This is a genomic window from Lentzea sp. NPDC036955, from assembly GCF_055608005.1.
Genome location: NZ_JBVJRC010000006.1, coordinates 393,255 through 412,551 on the forward strand (window position 1 = coordinate 393,255; position 19,297 = coordinate 412,551).

Below are 19,297 nucleotides of genomic sequence, written 5' to 3' on the forward strand. Positions count from 1 at the left end.
TCGAAGGACCGAGAGGAACGCCGTGGCAACCGAGTTCTCCGTGCGCGAGATCCCCTTCAGCCGGTCCGGCGCCTGGTTCGGCCTCTCCCCGGTGGTGGGACTGGCCACCTACGCCGACGACGTGCACCTCGTCTCGCACCGCAACGGCATGCACCCGTTGCTGCGCCTGGTTCCCGTGCCGGCGCCGGCCGAGGTGACCGCCGATCCCGCGACCCTCACCTGGAGCACCGGGCAGGGCCGGGTCACCGCGGTGTTCTCGGCACCGGACGTCCTGCGGATCTCGGGCACCGGCACCGGACTGGAGCTCAGCGCCGCCGAACCGGCGCTGACCCCGTTCACCGGCACGTACCTCTTCGCCGACCCGGCCGGTGGACTGGTCTTCACCTCCTACGAGACCGGCCACCGGCTGCGCCTGACCGTCCTGTCCGGACGGTGGGACCAGGCGGGCGACCAGGCGCTCGGCGCGGCGCGGCGGGCGGTGGTGCTGAGCGCGGAGGAACCGTGGGAGCTGCTGGTCGAGGAGATCGGCACGGCCCGCGCGCCGTTCTCACCCGCCACGACCTTCGCCGAGGACGTGACGGCCGTGCACGAGGAGTTCACCCGGTTCGCCGACGCCGTGGCACCGTGGCGCGACGACCACGTCCCGGCCGCCGAGCTGGCCGCCTACGTGCTCTGGTCGGCCACCGTGCGCCCGGCCGGGTTCGTGCGTCGCCCGGCCGTGCTGATGTCGAAGCACTGGATGGACAAGGTGTGGAGCTGGGACCACTGCTTCACCGCGCTGGCGCTGGCCGGTGGCGCGCCGGAGCTCGCGTGGCAGCAGTTCCAGGTGGTGTTCGACCACCAGGACGCCGAGGGCGCGCTGCCCGACTCCGTCACGCACTCCGAGGTGCTGCGCAACTTCGTCAAGCCGCCGATCCACGGCTGGGCGCTCTCCCTGCTGCGCCACCGCCTCCCCGGCGGGCTGCCGGACGTGGGAACCGCCTACCGCCAGCTGTCCGCGTGGACCTCGTTCTGGCTCGACCACCGCCGCGCACCCGGCAGCCGCCTGCCGCACTACGAGCACGGCAACGACAGCGGCTGGGACAACTCGACGGTGTTCCGCGAGGAACGCCTGGTCCGCTCACCCGACCTGGCCGCGTTCCTGGTGCTGCAGTGCCGGGAGCTCGCCGTCCTCGCCGCCGAGACCGGCGAGAACTCCGCCCGTTGGTCCGAGCAGGCCGACGAGCTGCTGACGTCCCTGCTCGACGAGCTGTGGCACGGCGACCACTTCGTGAGCCAGGGCGTCGCGAGCGGCACGAAACGGCGCAGCGCGAGCCTGCTCGACCTGATGCCCGTCGTGCTGGGCGAACACCTGCCGCGCGAGGTGTTCGAGCACCTCTGCGCCGGGGTGGCCACGCACCTCACGTCCGTCGGGCCGGCCACCGAACGGCCGGACTCGCCCTGGTACGAACCCGACGGCTACTGGCGCGGACCGGTGTGGGCGCCCGCCACCGTGCTCGTCGAGGACGGCCTGCGCCGCGGCGGCGCGGCGGAGCTGGCCGACCTGGTGAGCGCCCGGTTCCTGGCCACGTGCGAGAAGTCGGGGTTCGCCGAGAACTTCGACGCGTTGACGGGGGAGGGGCTGCGCGACCGCGCCTACACCTGGACCGCGGCCGCCTACCTGCTGCTCGCGGAGCGCCGTGCCGTCGGTCAGCAGCCCACGCGGCGCGACCCCAGTGCGATGTCGTCGACCCACAGGTCGTAGGCGCCGTCGTTGGGCTGGTAGAGCTGCCACCCGATCTTCACCGTGTCGAACGCCGGGAACACGAAGTCCACCGGGTTGCCGCCGTGCGAGCGGGTCGAGACGGTCAGGTCGGGTTGCGGCTTGCCGTCGAACCACAGCTCGACGCGGTTGTCGGGGGCGTCCATCCGCCACTCGACGCACTGCCACACGTCCTCGCGCGAGGGCGCGGACTCCCGCCAGTTCGTCCAGTCACCGGTAGGGCCGCCGTCGGCACCGACGCCCCACAGCGCGCGGCCGGACGTGGGCACGTACTGGCCGCCCAGCGGTCGCACGACCTCCGCGCTGCCCTGGCCGGTGGCCTCGACGAGGGTGTAGTGCGCCCAGTCGGGCTTCTTCGGGAAGGCGTCCACCTTCAGCCGCATCCGGCCGTAGAAGCTGTTGCCCGGTGCGGAGAAGTCGTCGACCCGCAGGAACGCGCGGCCGTTGGCCTCGGTGTGCACGTGCAGCACCCGCTGGCCGCGGGCCGCCTTCTCCACGGTCAGCGTGCCGTGCCGGGTGTCGACGCCCCACCGCAGGCTGGTCGCGCCGCCCAGCGGCACGGACTGGAAGTCCTCGCAGAACAGCAGGTCCGCGCGGGCGCACGAGCGGGTGTGCGCGGTCGCGGACGGCAGGCCCGCCAGCAGGAGGGGGAGGGCCAGGACCACGGACATCGCTTTCCGCAAAGGCATGCCCGGCAATCTACGAGATCGGCCGCAAACGGTGCCAGCAAAGGACTTCCGGCCCGCGATCTTCGAGTCGAATTCGACGGGGGCGGCCGGGCGAGCCATACGCGGACGTGACCGGCAGATTCGTGAATGCGGGCGGTTTGCCCGGTTCAGCGCTGCCGCCGGGGGTGTCCGGCCCGCTACCGTGCGGCACGTGGGCGGACGTGGCGAGGTCCGGATCCTCGGGCCGGTGGAGGTGTGCGGCCCGCTCGGCCGGGCCGAGCTGAACGGCGTCCGCCAGCGCAGCGTCGTGGCGGTGCTCGCCCTCCGCGCCGGCACACCGGTTTCCGTCGACCGCCTGGTGGACGTGCTGTGGGGGGACGATCCGCCGCGCACGGCCGTGCGGTCGTTGCACAGCCACGTCGCACGGGTGCGGCAGGCGCTCGCGGACTGCGGGATGCCCGGCGCGCTCGTCACCGGTCCCGGCGGCTACCGGCTGGACGCCTCCGTGGACGCCGACCGGTTCGAGCGGACCAGGGACCTGGCGCTGTGGCGGGGCGAACCGCTGGGCGGCACCGAGCTGTTCGGGTGGGGCCGCGCGGAGATCGGCCGGTTGCGCGAGCAGCGGCTCACCGCCCTGGAGGCGCACTGGGCGCAGCGGCTCGACCGCCAGGACGCGATCAGCGAGCTGGAACGGCTGGTGGTGAGCCACCCGACCAGGGAACGGCTCGTCGGCCTGCTGATGCGGGCGCTGCACCTGGACGGGAGGCACGCGGACGCGCTCGAAGCGTTCCAGCGCCTCAGATCCCGGCTCGCCGACGAGCTCGGCGCCGACCCCGGTCCCGAGCTGAGCGCCCTGCACACCGCCGTTCTGCGGCGCGACCCCTCCCTGCACAGCGCGAAACCCGTCACGCGCACCGCGAGACCGGCCCAGCTGCCCGCCCGTGCCGGGCACTTCACCGGCCGGGCCGCCGAGCTCGCCGCACTGGCCGGTCTGCCGCCGATCGTCGTGGTCTCCGGTGTCGCCGGCGTCGGCAAGACCACCTTCGCGGTCGAGTGGGCGCACCGGGTCGCCGACCGGTTCCCCGACGGGCAGGTGTTCCTGGACCTGCAACGGCTCACGCCCGCCCAGGCGCTGGCCGAGGTGCTGCACGCGCTCGGTGTCCCCGCTGACCGGACACCCGCCGACCCGGCCGCGCTGTACCGGACGCTCACCCACGGCAAACGGCTGCTGATCGTGCTCGACGACGTCCGCCGCGCGCGGGACGTGCTGCCGCTCGTGCCCGGCGACCAGGGCAACCTGCTGCTGGTCACGAGCCGCGACACGCTCTCCGCGCTCGGCACGCACCACGCCGTGCACACGGTGCGCCTCGGCCTGCTGAGCGAACCGGAGGCGCACGACCTGCTCGCCGACATCCTCGGCGCGCAGCGGGTGCACGCGGAGTCCGACGCGACCTCGGCCCTCGCCGTCCACTGCGGACGGTTGCCGCTCGCGCTGCGGATCGCGGCGGCGCGGCTCGCGGTGCGACCCGGCAGGCGGATCGCCGACCTGGTGCGGGAGCTGACCCGCAACGACCCGCTCGACGTGCTGGCGGTCGAGGGCGACGACCGCACCGTCCGCACGGTGTTCGCGAGCGCGCACCGCACGCTCAGCCCGCAGGCGGCCCGCCTGTTCCGCGTGCTCGGCGAGCACCCGGGGGCCAGCTTCCCCGCCGACCTCGCCGACGCGCTGGGACCGGGGCTCGACGAGCTGGTCGCGTCGCACCTCGTCAGCGAGGTCGGCGCCGGCCGGTACGCGCTGCACGACCTGGTCCGGCTGTTCGCCCGGCAGAGCGGTGACCTCGGCGACGGGCTGGAACGCCTGCTCGACCGGTACCTGACGATCGCGCACGCGGCCAACGCGGTGCTCAACCCGCGCCACGACCTCGTGACCCGCCCGCCGTGCGACGACCTGCCGTTCGCGGCCGACCGCGTCGAGGTGCTGGCCCACCTCGACGCCGAGCGCGACAACCTGCTGCACGTCATCCGGCTGGCCGCGAACGCCGGTCTGCGGCGGGAGACCTGGCAGCTGGCGTACCTGCTGACGAGCTACTTCGAGGCGCGCGGCAACTGGGCGGCGCGCGTGGAGCAGTGCGAGCACGCCGTCGCGGCCGCCCGCGCGCTCGGTGACCGGCGGGCGGAGGCGGAGATGTTGCGCGGCCTGGGGATCGCGTTGCAGATGACCTCGCGCATCGCGGAGGCCATGGTGGTGCAGCGGCAGGCGCTCGCGCTCGTCCAGGAGGCCGGCGACCTGCGCGGGGAGGCCCGGCTGCACAACAACATCGGCAACGCGCACTCCGAGCTGCGCGAGTTCGACCGGGCGCTGGAGTCTTACGAGGCCGCCATGCGGGTGCACGGCGCGGCGGGTGACGCGGTGGGCGTGGCGCTGGCGCGGCGCAACCTCGGCTACACCTGCGTGCGGATGGGCCGGGCGGACCGCGCGGTCGGGCCGTTGTTCGCGGCGCTGGAGACCTTCCGCGCGGAGGGGAACTCCCGGCTGGAGGCGGCGACCCTGATGTCGCTGGGCAACGCCTTCCACCAGCTCGCCGACCGGGCACCGGCGCTGCGCTACTTCGGGGACGCGCTGCGGATCAGCCGCGAGGTCACCGACCACCGCTTCGAGGCCGACGCGCTCACCCACCTCGGCGTCACGCAGCTCGCACTCGGCGATCCGGCGGTGGCGAGGGAGCACCTGACCGGTGCGTTGTCGATCTGCCGGGCACTGGGCGACCGCCACCGCGAGGCCTACGCGCTGCACCAGCTCGGCGAGACCGCGCTCGCCCTGGGCGACCTCGCCGCCGCCCGCGACCACCTCGTGGCCGCGCTGACCGCCCGCGCCCAGGCGCCGGACGCCTTCGAGGAGGCCTCGGTCCACCGCTCGTGCGCCGACCTGGAGGGCCGGTGCGGGCGGTGGACCGAGGCCCTGCGCCACTGGGCTCAGGCGCTCAGGCTGTTCACCTCGTGCCGCCGATCGTGAACACCGCGACCGCCTTGCCGACCTGACCCGGTCTCACCGCGGTGATCTGCAGGGTGAACTGCTTCTGCTGGGCACCGACCCGCAACACCGTGTAGGGCACCTGGGCGTAGCTCTGGCCGGCCTTGATCGTGACCGTTCCGCCCTGCGCGGACCGGTAGTCCTCGCCCTGCTTCGCGGTGCCGTCCACGAACCGGTACGACACCTCGACGTTCTCCTGCGTGGCGCCGTAGCGCAGTGCCAGCGTCGCCGCGTACGGACCCGTCTTCTCGTGCACCGGCCCGTCCTGCGCGTCCACCACCACCGGGCAGTCGGGCGGGTTGCAGTCCGGTGCTCCGTGTGCGGGCACGACTCCCAGCAACAGGAGCAACAACACCATGATCGTCTTCATTGACCACCCCTTCGGCGGGTCCGTCTCCGTTCAACGGAGTCGGACCCGCCGGGGCTGATACTCACTCCTTGTCGTTGATCCGGTACTGCGCACCACCGAGGTCGAGGCCCTGCGCGTCGATCTGGTGCACCTCCAGCACCGCCGGTGCGGCCTCCACGTCGGTCGCGAAGGTCACGCCGATCTGAATCCGCTCCTCCGCCTTGAGCGTGAGCCCTTCGAAGCGGGCGAGCTTCGGCTCGACGACCTGGAACTGCGTCTCACCGACCTGCCGCACACCGGTGCCCCGCTGACCGGTCGCCTTCCACCTGGCGGCGAGGTCAGGGCCGAGGTCGACCGTCACCGTGCCGGTGAACTGCCGCTCCGGCTGCTCCAGCACCAGCGCCTGCCTGGTGTCGAACGCCTCCGGGTTGCCGATCGTGTACGGCCGGGTGATCGGCCGGCCGGGGAGGACCCGCACCGAGTCGACGTTGCGCCACGCGATGTTGTTGTTGCGCTGGGCGTTGAGCTGCGTGTTGGACCCCTCGGCGAACGTCATCGGGTCGGCGCTGGACACCCAGCGGGCGAGCAGGCAGAAGTGCGCGGGACCGGGCACGTTCCAGCCGGGCCAGGTGATCATCACGGTCGAGCCGCTGACCGGCACGCTCGCGCCCACGCCGCCGATGTAGGTCCAGCCGCCCGGCCACGCCGTGCCGCCGCCGAGGTTGCTGCGGTACAGGTGCAGGGCGCCGTCCACGTTGCCGAGTCCGTTCGGCTTGCGGCGCAGGTTGACGAACACGTAGTTGGTCGCGCCCACGATCGGCTGCTGCGAGGTCGCGCACGGCGTCGGCGTGTAGCAGACCCGGATGTCGGGGCTGTGGTAGATGCTGCCGCTGCTGGGTTCGTTGCCGATGTCGCTGCCGTTGTCGCGGATGTAGACGTCGCGGTAGGCCGGTGTGGCGTTCGCCGTCGGCACGACGGCGAGCCCCACGATCGAGAGAAGTGCGACCACCATCGCGGCCAGCTTGGTTCTCACCATGTCCTCCTCGGTTGTGCTCTGCTACCGAAGGAGTACCGGCGAGCTGTTGTGGAGCGGTTGTCGTGCTGTTGTCAGCCGGCCGGCGCTGCCTGTCCGCCGGGGCCGGAGAGGTGCCACACCTCCCGCATCGGCACCCACCAGTGCCCGGAGTCCGGCTCCGCCAGCGACTCCTGGCACGGGTCGGTGAACGTCCACCACCGTTGCGTCTCCGGGTCCGCCGCGATGCGGGCCTGGTCGGCGTCGTGGTCGTCGCCGACGTACTCGTAGTAGCCGAACAGCAGGTCGCCGTGCAGGAAGATCGTGAAGTTGCGCATGTTCGCGTCGAGCAGCGTCTGCTCGACCGCGGGCCAGACGGCCGAGTGCAGCTCCAGGTACTCCTCGCGCTTCTCCGGGCGCAGCCGGATCAGCATGCCGAAGCGCTGTGGTTCCATGCGGGGGAGCTCTCCTTCGCGGGCGGCGGGGTCTTCGTTCTACGCGTTGAGCACGGGACTTTCCACGTCCTGCCCGACCTCCACCGCGTGCAGGCGGTGCCCGGCGCGTTCGGGCCGGATGTGCGGGCCACCGGACAGGGCAGCGGGCAGCAGGTCACCGGCCGCGGCGATCCTCTCCTCGTCGACGCGCAGCCCGAGGCCGGGGGTCTCGCCCAGGACGTACGCCCCGTCCGCCACGGTCAGGTCGATCTCCACGCCCACCGGCGGGCGGAGGTCCTGCAGTTCGCTCACCAGGTGGTTGGGCACGGACGCGGCGGCGTGCAGCAGCCCCACCGGGCTCGTGCCGATCGGGCTCACCGGCAGGTCGTGGGCGTGGGCCAGCGCGGCGACCCGCAGGAAGTGCGTGATCCCCCAGACGGCGGCGGTCTGCACGACGTCGACGGCACCGGCGGCGATCAGCGGGCGGTGCTGTTCGAGTCCGGTGAGGTTCTCGCCGGTGGCGACCGACGCGCGGATGCCGCGCCCGACCGCCGCGTGGCCCTCGACGTCCCAGCGCCGCACCGGTTCCTCGACCCAGGTCAGGTCGAAGGTGCGTTCCAGCTCGCTGACGTAGCGGACCGCCTGCTTGCGCGTCCAGGTCTCGTTGACGTCCAGCATCAGGCTGGGCCGGGCGCCGCCGCCCGCCTCGGTGAGGACGTCGCGGACCAGGGCGAGGCGGTGCCGGTCGCGGTCCACGTCGAGGCCGCCCTTGAGCTTCGCCGCGCGCAGCCCGTGCGCCGCGTACTCCTGGTACACCGCGACCAGCTCGTCATCGGGCAGCGCGACGCACAGCCCGGAGGCGTAGGCGGGCACACGGCGGTCACGGCCCCCGAGCAGCCGCCACAGCGGTTCGCCCGCCGCCTGCGCCTTGATGTCCCACAACGCGGTGTCGACCGCGCCGATCGTGCCGAAGACCGCGCCGGCGTGGCCCGCCTTGAACACCCGGCGCAGCATCCGGTCGTAGAGGGCGGTGACCGAACGCGGGTCCTCGCCCTCGATGGCGGCGAAGACGGTGTCGGCCTCCACGTGCGGGCCGAGCCCGACCCCGGTCAGGCCGGTGTCGGTCTCCACGACGACGACGGGGACCCGGACCAGGCCGTCGGGGTGGACGCCGTTGGCGTCCCCGACCGGGCGGCCCCAGTCCTGGACCGTGGTGAGGGTCCGCAGACCAGTGATGCGCATGTCAGCCCTTCGTCGACCCGGCGGTGACCCCGTCGGCGATCTGTCGTTGCAGGAAGAGGTAGACGAGCAGGACGGGGACCGCGGCGATGAGCACGCCGGAGGCGAACGTGGGGATGTCGTCGGAGTACTGCCCGCGCAACGACGTCACGCCCACCATCAGCGTGCGGTGCTCGGCCGACGGCATCACCAGCAGCGCGATGAGCACGTCGTTCCAGCAGAAGAGCGCGTTGAGCACCCCGACCGACAGCAGCGCGGGCGCGCCGATCGGCAGCATGATCCGCCAGTAGACGCCGTAGACGGAGTTCCCGTCGATCCGCGCGGCGTCCACGATCTCCGCCGGCACGGTCGAGTAGTAGCTCGTCAGCAGGAAGATCGTGAACGGCAGGAACTGCGCCACGTAGGCCAGCACCAGCCCCGGGTAGGTGTCGACGAGCCCGGTGTCGGCCATGATCCGCGCCAGCGGCACCATGATCACCTGGAACGGGATGAACAACGCCGCCAGCACGCCCAGGAACAGCGCGGAGGAACCGCGGAACCGCAGCCGGGCCAACGCGAAGCCCGCCATCGACCCGAGCAACAGCAGCAGCGCGACCGAACAGGTCACGACGACCACCGAGTTGAGGAAGTAGCGCGACATCCCGACGCTGGTCCACGCCTTGACGACGTTGTCGAGGCTGAAGGAGCCGGCGGGGGAGAACCGGTCGAGCACGTACTCGCGCCGCGTCTTCACCGCCACGTTGGCCGTGAACACCAGCGGGTAGACCGTGGCCAGCGCGAGCAGCGCCATCGGGACCGCGACCACCCACCTGCTCAGCCGGGAACCGGTCATCAGTCGTCCCTCCCGGTGCGCCGCAGGACCGCGACCTGGGCCAGCCCCACCACGAGCATGATCAGGAACAGCGCCGTGGAGGCCGCGGAGGCGAGCGCGGGCTGGTTCAGCTGCCCCTGCTGGATCCACACGTAGTACTCGGGCAGGTAGGTCGACCCCTCCGGGCCACCGCTCGTCATCACGTACACCAGGCCGAACATCGACGTCAGCAGCCCGATCATCGTCGTGACGAAGACGAACTGGATCGTGCGGGACAGGCCGGGCACGACCACGTGCCGGATCCGCTGCACCAGCGACGCGCCGTCCACCTCGGCGGCGTCGAGCAGCGAGCGGTCGAGGGTCGCGAACCCGGCCAGGAACACCACCAGCCCCATGCCGAACGTCGCCCACACGTGCACACCGACGACCGCGAAGATCGCCACGCCGGGGTCGCCCAGCCAGTCCACCGGCCCGAGGCCCGCGAGGCCGAGCAGCGCGTTGACCGGGCCGTCGAACGCCAGCAGCAGCGTGAAGATCGCGCCGACGATCACCGGGGACAGCACGGCGGGGAAGAAGTACACGCCGCGGTAGACGCGGTGGCCGGGCACCTTCAGGAAGATGAACGTCGCGAGCAGCCCGGGGACCGCCACGGCCACCGGCAGCAGCAGCACGAGCAGGCCCACGTTGCGCAGCGCCGTGCGGAACAGCGGGTCGTCGAGCAATGCCAGGTAGTTGGCGAACCCGACGGCCTGGCCGTTGCGGTCGCCGTCGCCGGTGAAGGAGAAGTTGATCCCCAGCACCAGCGGCCACAGCCGCAGCCCGACGATCACCAGGACGGCCGGGGCCAGCAGCACCAGGGGAGCCAGGCGCTCGGACCGCGGGCCACCGCGGCGTCGCCGGGTGGGCGGGGCAGCGGGCCGGACGGGCCCGGTGGTGGCCGGGCCCGCGGGCGAGAGGGAGGGTGCCGTCACGCCGTCAGCCCGTCTTGTCGGAGGCCGCGAGCTGCTGCAGCACCTCGTCCACCGTGGCCGAGCCGCTGAGCAGCTGCTGCGAGAGCCGGCCCATGAGGTCGACCGTCTTGGACGACAACGCCACGTGCAGGGCGGGCTTGCCCGACTTCACCTCGCCGACGATGGTCTTGACCGCGGGGCCGCCGGCTGCGGTGTCGATCGTCGTGTCGGCCGCGATCGCGCCGCCGTCGAGGTAGAACGCCTTCAGCGCCTCGGTGGAGGTCAGCGACCGGACGAGGTCGGCGGCGACCCCCTGGTCCTTCGTCCACTTCGCGACGGCGTAGCCGATGCCGCCGTCGTAGGCCAGGCTCGGCTTCGCGGCCGGGTTGACCAGGGGTGCGGGCCGGACGCCGACCTTCTCCGGGGTGAGGAACTCGGCGAAGTCCTTCCAGTGCCCCACGTCCGACATCAGGCCGATGACGTTGGCGGCCTTGGCGGCGTTGAAGGCGGCGAACGCGTCGTTGAACATGGCGGTCGAGTTGGCGCCGTCGGTGTTCAGCCCGCTGTCGCCGGTCTGCTTCCACAGCTCGAAGACCTTCTTGACGTCCGGTGAGGACCAGTCGCGCTTGCCGGCGATCCAGGCGTCGTACTCCTGCGGCGTCAGGACGGCCGATCCCATGGCGGACAGGAAGAACTGGATTCCGATGCCCTCCTTGTTGCCCAGCGCGAAGCACTTCGCGCCGGTCTTCTGGGTGATGACGCCGCAGTCGCGCACGAAGTCGTCCCAGGTCTTCGCGGGGGAGTCGGGGTTGAGCCCGGCCTTCTGGTAGAGGTCCCTGTTGTAGTAGATCGGGTGGCCCTGCAGGGTCACCGGTGCGGCGTAGACCTTGCCCTCGTCGGTGAACGCGTCCCAGCCCGCTAAGCGACCGCGGTCCTCGGAGACGAAGGAGTCGAGCGGGGCGAGCGCGTCGGACCGGTCGCGGATCTGGCCGCCGCCGTTGAACAGGACCACGTCCGGTCCCTTGCCCGCCTGGATGGCCGCGCCGAGCAGCGTGTAGTACTGGTCGAACGGCTGCGCCACGAACTCGACCTGCACGCCGGGGTGCTTCTTCGCGAAGTCGGCCTTGGCCTTCTCGACGTAGCCGCGCGCCTTGGCGTCACCGGACTTCCAGTCCCACACCACGAGCTTGTCGCTCGCACCGCCGGAGGACGTGCCCGGCCCGGAGGCGCTCCCGCAGCCCGCTGTCAACGCGAGACCCACCACCAGGGCGGCCGACCACAGTGTGCGCTGCTTCATCGCTGCTCACTTCCCGAGACGGTTGGCCGGGGGAGACCGGCCCGACGAGGTCTGCCTGAACGTAAGTCGTATGACGTATTACGTCAACGGGTCATTCGGGGTACGCTCCGCAGCGCGCTCCAGCGCATCGGCGGAACGCGACCGGAGGAACGGATGACGGCATCAGGCCAGCGGCCGGGCGCGGCCGTGGGCGCGCACCCCGCCCCGGGCTGGGTGCGCGGACCGGCGAACCTGGCCAGGGCGATCACGACCGAGCTCGTGGAGCGGATCGTGCGCGGCGACCACCCGCCGGGCACGTCGCTGCCGCCGGAGCCGGTGCTGTGCGAGACGTTCTCGGTGAGCCGCACGGTGGTCCGCGAGGCCGTGAAGGTGTTGCAGGAGAAGGGTCTCGTCCAGGTGCGCCAGGGAGCGGGCACGCTGGTCACGCCGCCGTCGATGTGGAACATGCTCGACGAGCTCGTGCTGGGCGCCGTCGTCGCCGAGGACGAGACGCTGGGGGTCCTCGACGACCTGGTGGTCACCCGCAGGCTGCTGGAGTCCGACATGGCCCTGGTCGCCGCGCGGGTCGCGGACGACGCCACCGTGACCGCACTGCGCGACCTGGTGGACCTGATGGACCGGCTGGTGGACGACCCCACCGCCTACCGCGAACAGGACCACGTCTTCCACGACACGATCATGCGCGCGTCCGGCAACCGCATTGCCAGAGGCGTCGTGCGGTCGTTGGAGAGCCAGGTGTTCAACACCGCCCGCTACACGGGCAGGACCGACAGCGAGCTGTGCGCGGCCTCGAACCGGGGACACCGCCGCATCTGCGAGCGCATCGCGGCGCACGACCCGGAAGGCGCCGCCGAGGCCATGTTCACCCACATCACCGAGGCCTGGCTCGTGCGCCGCACGGACGTGGGCGAGCCGGGCCGCCTGGACCGCTGATCTTCTCGCACCTCCTGGCGCACACCGGTTCCGCCACCGCCGTGCGCCGCTCCTCCCACAGGCATTCGACGAACGGAGCGACTGGGCCATGGGTGACTTCGACGGGAGCACGGCGGAGCTGCCGGCCGGAAGGGCGGGCACGCCCGCACCACGCCGGATCGACGCCCACCACCACCTGTGGGACCTCTCCGCACGCCCGCAGGGCTGGCTCGACGCGCCGGAGGTCGCGCGGATCCGCCGCGACTTCGGGCTCGCGGACCTCGCGGAGGTGACCGGACCGGCCGGGGTGGACGCCACCGTGCTGGTCCAGGTGCTCGCCGACACCGGCGAGACGGCCGAGTTCCTCGCACTGGCAGCGGAGTCCGGGCTCGTCGCCGGTGTCGTCGGCTGGGTCGACCTCACCGCGCCCGACGTCGCCGAGCAGCTCGACCGGCTGCGGTCGGGACCGGGTGGCGACCGGCTGGTGGGCGTGCGGCACCTCGTGCAGTCCGAACCCGATCCGGACTGGCTCCTGCGGCCGGAGGTGCTGACCGGGCTGCGGGCGGTGCGCGACGCCGGGCTGGCCTACGACCTGCTGACCCGCCCGCACCAGCTGCCCGCGGCGCTGGTGGCCGTGAGATCGGTGCCGGACATGGTGTTCGTGGTGGACCACCTGTCCAAACCGGACATCGCGCGCCGGGCGTACCAGCCGTGGGCGACCCACCTGTCGGCGCTGGCGGCCGAGCCGAACGTGACCGCCAAGGTGTCCGGGCTCGTGACGGAGGCCGGTCCTGACTGGACGGTCGAGGACCTGCGGCCGTGCGTCGACCTGGTGCTGGAGGTGTTCGGGCCGGACCGGCTGATGGTCGGCTCCGACTGGCCGGTGTGCCTGCTCGCCGCCGAGTACGGGGAGGTGCTGTCCGCCGCCGACGCGCTGCTGTGCGGGCTGTCCGCCGCCGAGCGCGCCGACGTCCTCGCCGGCACGGCCACCCGCGTCTACCGGCTGGGGGAGCGGTGATGGACGTCGTGCGGCTGGCCTACGGGGAGACCGGACTGGACCTGCGCGTCGACCCGGCGGTGACCACCGTCGTGACCCCGCGGCACCACCCGGTGCCGGAGCCGGCGGAGCAGGTGCTGCGGCGGGCGTTGCGCTCGCCGGTCGCGGGGCCGCCGTTGCGCGAGCGGGTGCGGCGCGGCCAGACCGTGGCGATCTCCGCCTGCGACGGCACCCGCCCGCAGCCACGGCACCTGATGATCCCGGCGGTGCTGGCGGAGCTCGACGGGCTGGTCGACCTCGACGACGTCGTGGTGCTGGTCGCGACCGGCACCCACCGCGGCAACACGGACGCGGAGCTGCGGGCGATGTTCGGCGACGAGGTGGTCGACTCGGTGCGGATCGTCAACCACGACGCCCGCGACCGGACCGGCCTGACGTGGCTGGGGAAGCTCGCCGCGGACGTCCCGGTGTGGCTCAACAGCGAGTGGGTGGCCGCGGACGTGCGGATCACCACCGGGTTCGTCGAACCGCACTTCTTCGCCGGGTTCTCCGGCGGGCCCAAGCTCGTCGCACCCGGTCTCGCCGCGCTGGAGACGGTGCTGGTGCTGCACGACGCGCGCCGGATCGGCCACCCGCGGGCGACGTGGGGCGTCATCGAGGGCAACCCGGTGCACGACGACGTGCGCGCCATCGCGGCCGCGACCGGGGTGACGTTCGGGTTCGACGTGGTGCTGAACCAGGACAAGGAGGTCGTCGCCGCGTTCGGCGGGGATCTGCCGGAGATGCACGCGGCGGCCGTGCGCACCGCCCGCGAGGTCGCGATGCGGCCGGTGCCGCGGCCGTTCGACGTGGTGGTGACGACGAACTCCGGCTTCCCGCTCGACCAGAACCTCTACCAGGCGGTGAAGGGCATGTCGGCGGCCTACCAGGTGGTGCGGCCGGGCGGCACGATCGTGTGCGCAGCCGAGTGCCGCGACGGGTTCCCCGACCACGGCTCGTACCGCGAGGTGCTGGCCTCGGCCGGTTCGCCGGCAGAGCTGTTCGCGGAGATCTCCGCGCGCGAGGTCACCGTGCCCGACCAGTGGCAGGTGCAGATCCAGGCCCGCATCCAGGCCGACTGCCGGGTCGTCGTGCACACCTCACACCTGACCGACGCGGAGCTGGCCACCGCGCACCTGGAGCAGACCGCGGACATTTCCGCGACGGTCGCGGAGGCGCTGGCGTCCGCCGGTCCCGGTGCCCGCCTGTGCGTGCTGCCGGAGGGTCCGCAGACCATCCCGTACGTGACGGGAGAGGGGCGATGAGCGGCACGGTGCTGGTCTGCCTCGACAAGTTCCGCGGCAGCCTGACCGCCGAGCAGGCCTGCGCCGCCGTCGTCTCCGGCGTCGTCGGCGCGGGCGGCACGGCGGTGGCGATGCCGGTGGCGGACGGCGGCGAGGGCACGCTCGCCGCACTGGCGCGGGCCGGGTACCGCGAGGTGCACGCCGACGTCACCGGTCCCACCGGACGGCCGGTGCGGGCGGCGTTCGCGGTGCGCGGCACGCGTGCGGTGGTCGAGCTGGCGCTCGCGAGCGGCCTGGGCGTGCTGCCGGACGGGGTGGCGGCGCCGCTGGTGGCCGACACCCACGGCACCGGCGAGCTCATCCGCGCGGCACTCGACCACGGCTGCCTGGACATCGTGCTGGCGGTCGGCGGCAGCGCCACCACCGACGGGGGAGCGGGCCTGCTGCGCGCCCTCGGTGCCCGCATCACGGACGCGCGCGGCGTGCCGGTCGGTCCCGGCGGTGCGGCGTTGACCGGGGTCGCGCACGTGGACCTGTCCGGCCTGGACTTCCGGCTGCGGCTGGCGCGCGTGACGCTGGTGTCCGATGTGGACAACCCGCTGACCGGCCCGTCCGGTGCCGCCGCGGTGTTCGGCCCGCAGAAGGGCGCCTCACCGCGTGACGTCGAGGTGCTGGAGCGGGGCCTGGAGCGGTTCGCGGCCGTCGTGGAACGCGAGGTCGGCCGCGACCTGAGCGGTGCGCCGGGCGCGGGCGCGGCGGGTGGCACGGGGTTCGCCGCGCTGGCCGCCCTCGGTGCGCGGCGCAGCTCCGGCGCGGACTTCGTGCTGGGCGAGATCGGCCTGGAGGACGCGCTGCGCACGGCGGCGCTCGTCGTGGTCGGCGAGGGCCGGTTCGACGAGCAGAGCCTGCGCGGCAAGGCACCCGTCGGCGTGGCGGAGGCGGCCAGGCGCCACGGCGTGCCGGTCGTCGTGGTCGCCGGTGACGTCCGGCTCTCCGCGGACCAGCTGCGCGCGGCCGGGGTGAGCGCGGCGTGGTCGTTGCTCGACCGCGCGGGCGACGTCGCGACGGCGATGGCGCGGGCACCGGAGCTGCTGGCGCAGGTCGGCCGCGAGCTGCCGTCCGTCGTGGCCAGGGGAGGAGCCGCATGACCAGTCCCTCCGACGGCGTCTGCAAGTACCCCCAACTCAAGATCAACGAGCACTTTTCCGCCACCGACAGCGAGGCCGTGGACCTCGGCTTCGCCAGGGTCGACGTCGGCCGCGAGGCCCGCCAGGGGGTGCCGGAGGTCGTCTACGGCACCGGCAAGACCGCGGCCCAGGTCGTGGCGATCGTCCGGACCCTGCTGCGGCACAACGACGGCCCCGTGCTCGTCACCCGCGTGACCCCCGACACCGCCGGCGTCGTGCTGGACGCCGTTCCGGACGGCACCTACGACAGCGATGCCCGCCTGCTCACGTGGCGCCCGGCCCGGCCCACCGCGTTCACCGTCGTGGTCGCCGCCGCCGGCACCGCCGACCTGCCCGTGGCCCGCGAGGCCGCCGCGATCGCCGCTGCCGTCGGCTTGGACGTCACCTCGGTGACCGACGTCGGCGTGGCCGGCCTGCACCGCCTGCTGGCCGAACAGCACCGGCTGCGCGCCGCCGACACCGTGATCGTCGTTGCGGGCATGGAGGGCGCGCTGGCGAGCGCGATCGGTGGCCTGGTCGCCTGCCCGGTGGTCGCGGTGCCCACCTCCACCGGCTACGGCGCCGGTCTGGAGGGCATCACCGCGCTGCTGGCGATGCACGCCTCCTGCGCGGCCGGCATCACCGTGGTGAACATCGACTCCGGCTTCGGCGCCGCGATGGCCGCCTTCCGCCTGTCCGCGGTCCTGCGCAGGAGCACGCCGTGAACCGCATCTGCGTGATCACGCCGTTCACCGGCCTGGCCGGCGACATGCTGCTCGCCGCCCTCGTCGACGCGGGCGCACCACTCGACGCCATCCGCGCCGCCGTGGCCGAGACGGGCCTGACCGGGTGGGACCTGACCGTTCCCGCCGCGTCCACGCACGGCCTGGCCGTGCGCCGCGCCGTGGTGTCGGTGACGGACGGTGCGGCGAGCCGCAAGGCCGGCGAGCTGATCGCCATGGCCCGCCGGGTGTCGCCGGCGCCGGTCGCGGCACTGGCGGTCGCCGCGGTGCAGGCCATCGCCGAGGTCGAGGGGCGGCTGCACGGCGAGGACCCCGCCGAGGTGCACCTGCACGAGCTGGGCGGCCACGACACCCTCGTGGACGTCGTGGGTGTGGCCGCCGCCCTGCACGCCCTGGGGGTCAGCACCGTCCACTGTGAACCGTTGCCGCTCGGTGCCGGTTCGGTCCGGACGGCCCACGGCGTCCTGCCGTGCCCGGCACCGGCGACCGCGGCGTTGCTGGAGGGGGCGGTGGTGACCGGTACGGCGTTGACCGGCGAGACCGTGACGCCGACCGCGGCGGCACTGCTGCGGGCGATGGCGGCGGACTACGGGGTCGCGCCCGCGATGCGGTTGGTGGCCACGGGGTACGGGGCGGGAACCCGGGTGTTGCCGGACCGGCCGAACGTCGCCGTCGTGCGGCTCGGCGAGCCGGTGGGGAGCTCCGCCGACCTCGTCGTGCTGGAGACGAACCTCGACGACGTCACCGGCGAGGTCCTCGGCCACGTCGTCGGCCTCCTGATCGACCGCGGCGCCCTCGACAGCTGGACCACCCCCGCGGTGATGAAGAAGGGCCGCCCCGCCCACGTGCTGCACGCCCTAGCCACCCCGGCCACCGCCGACGAGCTCGAACGGCTGATGCTCGCCGAAACCGGCACCCTCGGCGTCCGCCGCACCGCGGTCCGCCGCACCGCCGCCGCCCGCACCACCGACGTGGTCCACGTGCACGGCATGCCGGTGCGCCGCAAGCACGGCCCGCACCACGGCAAACCCGAGTACGACGACGCCGCCGCCGTGGCCAGGCAGACGGGACTGCCGCTGCGCACGGTGCTCGCCCTGGCCGCGGAACAGCCGAGGGAGCGCTGATGGCCGCCACCTGCGTCGCCACCACCCCACCCGCGCACCAGCCGAAGGAGTGCTGATGGCCGCCACCTGCGTCGCCACCACCCCACCCGCGCACCAGCCGAAGGAGTGCTGATGCACCCCGCCACCACCGCCACCCGCCTGGTCACGCACCTCGCCGACCTCGGCCCGGTCGCCGTCGCCTTCTCCGGCGGTGTGGACTCCGCCCTGGTCCTGGCCGCGGCCGTGCGCGCGAGTGGCCCGGACGCGGTGCTCGCGGTCACCGGCGACTCCGCCAGCCTCGCCGCGGCCGAACGAACGGCAGCGGCCGCGTTCGCCCAAAGCCTCGGCGTCCGCCACCTCACCCCCGGCACCACCGAGCTCGACCACCCCGGCTACGCCGCCAACGGGCGCGACCGCTGCTACTTCTGCAAGTCCACGGTCCTCACCGCGATCACCGAGGTCGCCCGCGAGCACGGCTTCACCGCCGTCGCGACCGGCACCAACGCCGACGACGCGCGCGACCGGTTCCGGCCCGGCATCCGCGCGGGGGACGAGATCGGCGTGCACACCCCGTTGCGGGAGCTGCGGATGACCAAGGCCGACGTGCGCGCGGTCAGCCTGCACTGGGGGCTGGGCACGTGGGACAAGCCGGCGCAGCCGTGCCTGGCGAGCCGGGTGCGGTACGGGCTCGCGATCACGCCCGCGCGGCTGGCCAGGGTGGAACGGGCCGAGGTGGCGGTGCGCGCCTGGCTCGCCGGTGCCGGTACGCCGTCGCGGGACCTGCGGGTGCGCGACCTCGGTGGGGTCGGGCGGGTCGAGCTCGATCCGACGCTGGTCGAGCTGCCGCAGGTCAGGGTGGGGGTGGCCGAGGTGGTGAAGGACGCGGGGTTCGACGGTGCCGAGGTCGCGGAGTTCCGGTCGGGAGTGCTCAACCTCGAGTGAGCAGCCGGTCGACCAGGTCGTGCCAGCCCGCCTCCACCCGCTCCACCGCCGTGCCGTGCACGCGGACCAGGTGGTCGACCAGCACCAGGTCCACGGAGGCCAGCAGCGTGTGGGCGAGCAGTTCGGCGTCGGCCTCCGGGAGCAACGTGCGCACCAGCGCCACGACGTGGGCGTGCCGCAGCCGCTTGGCCGGAACCGCGTACCGGCGGCCAGCGGTGGGTTCCGCGGCCAGGTAGAGGTCGAGGTGGGTGCGTTCGTGGCGGAGCAGGGCCGGGCCGAACGCGTGCAACCGGTCGGCTGCGGGCGCGCCGGAGCCCAGTGGTGGCCGGCCGGTCAGGAACTCCTCCTGGAACTGCCGCTCCGCGTGGTCGAGCAGGGCCAGCAGCAGGCCACCGCGGTCGCCGAAGCGCCGTGACACCGTGCCCTTGCCGACGCCGGCCGCCGCCGCGACCGCCTCCATCGTGAGCGCCGCCGCGCCGCGTTCGGCCGCCAGCCGCGCCGCCGCCTCCAGCAGCCGCGCCTGGTTGCGCACCGCGTCCGCACGCAGGGGTTTTCCCGCCCCGACGAGGGGCAGGGGTGTGCTGTCGATCACCTCCGC

Annotated in this window: 18 protein-coding genes; 9 read left to right on the plus strand and 9 right to left on the minus strand. The window is 73.4% G+C overall.

Annotated elements, in window-relative coordinates; translation table 11 throughout:
* The first annotated feature begins 22 nt into the window (after positions 1-22).
* Positions 23-1,744, plus strand: a complete 1,722-nt coding sequence (locus ACZ7CF_RS22445; protein WP_470370475.1) for an amylo-alpha-1,6-glucosidase — start codon at positions 23-25, stop codon at positions 1,742-1,744.
* Here the strand turns inward: ACZ7CF_RS22445 and ACZ7CF_RS22450 are convergent.
* A complete protein-coding gene (locus ACZ7CF_RS22450) occupies positions 1,690-2,451 on the minus strand; it encodes a hypothetical protein (RefSeq protein ID WP_470370476.1) in 762 nt (253 codons plus the stop codon). The genes ACZ7CF_RS22445 and ACZ7CF_RS22450 overlap by 55 nt on opposite strands.
* A gap of 190 nt (positions 2,452-2,641) precedes the next feature.
* Between ACZ7CF_RS22450 and ACZ7CF_RS22455 the strand changes: the two genes are divergently transcribed.
* Positions 2,642-5,443, plus strand: a complete 2,802-nt coding sequence (locus ACZ7CF_RS22455) for an AfsR/SARP family transcriptional regulator (protein WP_360389299.1) — start codon at positions 2,642-2,644, stop codon at positions 5,441-5,443.
* Here the strand turns inward: ACZ7CF_RS22455 and ACZ7CF_RS22460 are convergent.
* The 7 genes from ACZ7CF_RS22460 to ACZ7CF_RS22490 form a co-directional block, all read right to left on the minus strand.
* Positions 5,421-5,831, minus strand: a complete 411-nt coding sequence (locus tag ACZ7CF_RS22460) for a Calx-beta domain-containing protein (protein ID WP_360389296.1) — start codon at positions 5,829-5,831, stop codon at positions 5,421-5,423. The two genes, ACZ7CF_RS22455 and ACZ7CF_RS22460, sit on opposite strands and share 23 nt — an antisense overlap.
* A gap of 61 nt (positions 5,832-5,892) precedes the next feature.
* The gene (locus ACZ7CF_RS22465; RefSeq protein ID WP_470370477.1) at positions 5,893-6,843 is read right to left on the minus strand and encodes a hypothetical protein; all 951 of its coding nucleotides are present in this window, start codon (positions 6,841-6,843) and stop codon (positions 5,893-5,895) included.
* Between the two features lie 74 nt (positions 6,844-6,917).
* A complete protein-coding gene (locus ACZ7CF_RS22470) occupies positions 6,918-7,277 on the minus strand; it encodes an L-rhamnose mutarotase (protein WP_360389291.1) in 360 nt (119 codons plus the stop codon).
* 39 nt (positions 7,278-7,316) lie between these two features.
* Positions 7,317-8,498, minus strand: a complete 1,182-nt coding sequence (locus ACZ7CF_RS22475; RefSeq protein ID WP_458431852.1) for a mandelate racemase/muconate lactonizing enzyme family protein — start codon at positions 8,496-8,498, stop codon at positions 7,317-7,319.
* 1 nt (position 8,499) lies between these two features.
* Positions 8,500-9,327: a carbohydrate ABC transporter permease gene (locus ACZ7CF_RS22480; RefSeq protein ID WP_360389285.1), complete on the minus strand. Its 828-nt coding sequence runs from the start codon at positions 9,325-9,327 to the stop codon at positions 8,500-8,502.
* Complete coding sequence (locus tag ACZ7CF_RS22485) at positions 9,327-10,277, minus strand: carbohydrate ABC transporter permease (protein ID WP_360389282.1); 951 nt, start codon at positions 10,275-10,277, stop codon at positions 9,327-9,329. Before ACZ7CF_RS22485 ends, ACZ7CF_RS22480 begins: the two co-directional genes overlap by 1 nt.
* Positions 10,278-10,281: 4 nt before the next feature.
* Positions 10,282-11,553, minus strand: coding sequence for an ABC transporter substrate-binding protein (locus ACZ7CF_RS22490; RefSeq protein WP_470370478.1), 1,272 nt, complete (start codon positions 11,551-11,553; stop codon positions 10,282-10,284).
* A 153-nt stretch (positions 11,554-11,706) separates the two neighbouring features.
* On the opposite strand from ACZ7CF_RS22490, the gene ACZ7CF_RS22495 reads away from it, so the two are divergent.
* The 7 genes from ACZ7CF_RS22495 to larE all read left to right on the plus strand — a co-directional run bounded on the left by ACZ7CF_RS22495 (position 11,707) and on the right by larE (position 18,699).
* Positions 11,707-12,486 carry a FadR/GntR family transcriptional regulator gene (locus tag ACZ7CF_RS22495; protein WP_470370479.1) on the plus strand — a complete coding sequence of 260 codons (780 nt, stop codon included), beginning with the start codon at positions 11,707-11,709 and terminating at the stop codon, positions 12,484-12,486.
* Positions 12,487-12,574: 88 nt separating this feature from the next.
* A complete protein-coding gene (locus tag ACZ7CF_RS22500; RefSeq protein ID WP_360389272.1) occupies positions 12,575-13,483 on the plus strand; it encodes an amidohydrolase family protein in 909 nt (302 codons plus the stop codon).
* Positions 13,483-14,766: a nickel-dependent lactate racemase gene (gene larA / locus ACZ7CF_RS22505; RefSeq protein ID WP_360389269.1), complete on the plus strand. Its 1,284-nt coding sequence runs from the start codon at positions 13,483-13,485 to the stop codon at positions 14,764-14,766. Before ACZ7CF_RS22500 ends, larA begins: the two co-directional genes overlap by 1 nt.
* Positions 14,763-15,893: a glycerate kinase gene (locus tag ACZ7CF_RS22510; RefSeq protein WP_360389266.1), complete on the plus strand. Its 1,131-nt coding sequence runs from the start codon at positions 14,763-14,765 to the stop codon at positions 15,891-15,893. Before larA ends, ACZ7CF_RS22510 begins: the two co-directional genes overlap by 4 nt.
* Positions 15,890-16,636 carry a nickel pincer cofactor biosynthesis protein LarB gene (gene larB / locus ACZ7CF_RS22515; RefSeq protein WP_360389264.1) on the plus strand — a complete coding sequence of 249 codons (747 nt, stop codon included), beginning with the start codon at positions 15,890-15,892 and terminating at the stop codon, positions 16,634-16,636. The genes ACZ7CF_RS22510 and larB overlap by 4 nt, the downstream gene beginning before the upstream one ends.
* Positions 16,633-17,778: a nickel pincer cofactor biosynthesis protein LarC gene (gene larC, locus ACZ7CF_RS22520; RefSeq protein ID WP_360389261.1), complete on the plus strand. Its 1,146-nt coding sequence runs from the start codon at positions 16,633-16,635 to the stop codon at positions 17,776-17,778. The genes larB and larC overlap by 4 nt, the downstream gene beginning before the upstream one ends.
* Before the next feature lie 111 nt (positions 17,779-17,889).
* A complete protein-coding gene (gene larE, locus ACZ7CF_RS22525; protein ID WP_458431858.1) occupies positions 17,890-18,699 on the plus strand; it encodes an ATP-dependent sacrificial sulfur transferase LarE in 810 nt (269 codons plus the stop codon).
* Here the strand turns inward: larE and ACZ7CF_RS22530 are convergent.
* The gene (locus tag ACZ7CF_RS22530) at positions 18,686-19,291 is read right to left on the minus strand and encodes a TetR family transcriptional regulator (RefSeq protein ID WP_360389256.1); all 606 of its coding nucleotides are present in this window, start codon (positions 19,289-19,291) and stop codon (positions 18,686-18,688) included. The two genes, larE and ACZ7CF_RS22530, sit on opposite strands and share 14 nt — an antisense overlap.
* Between the last annotated feature and the right edge of the window lie 6 nt (positions 19,292-19,297).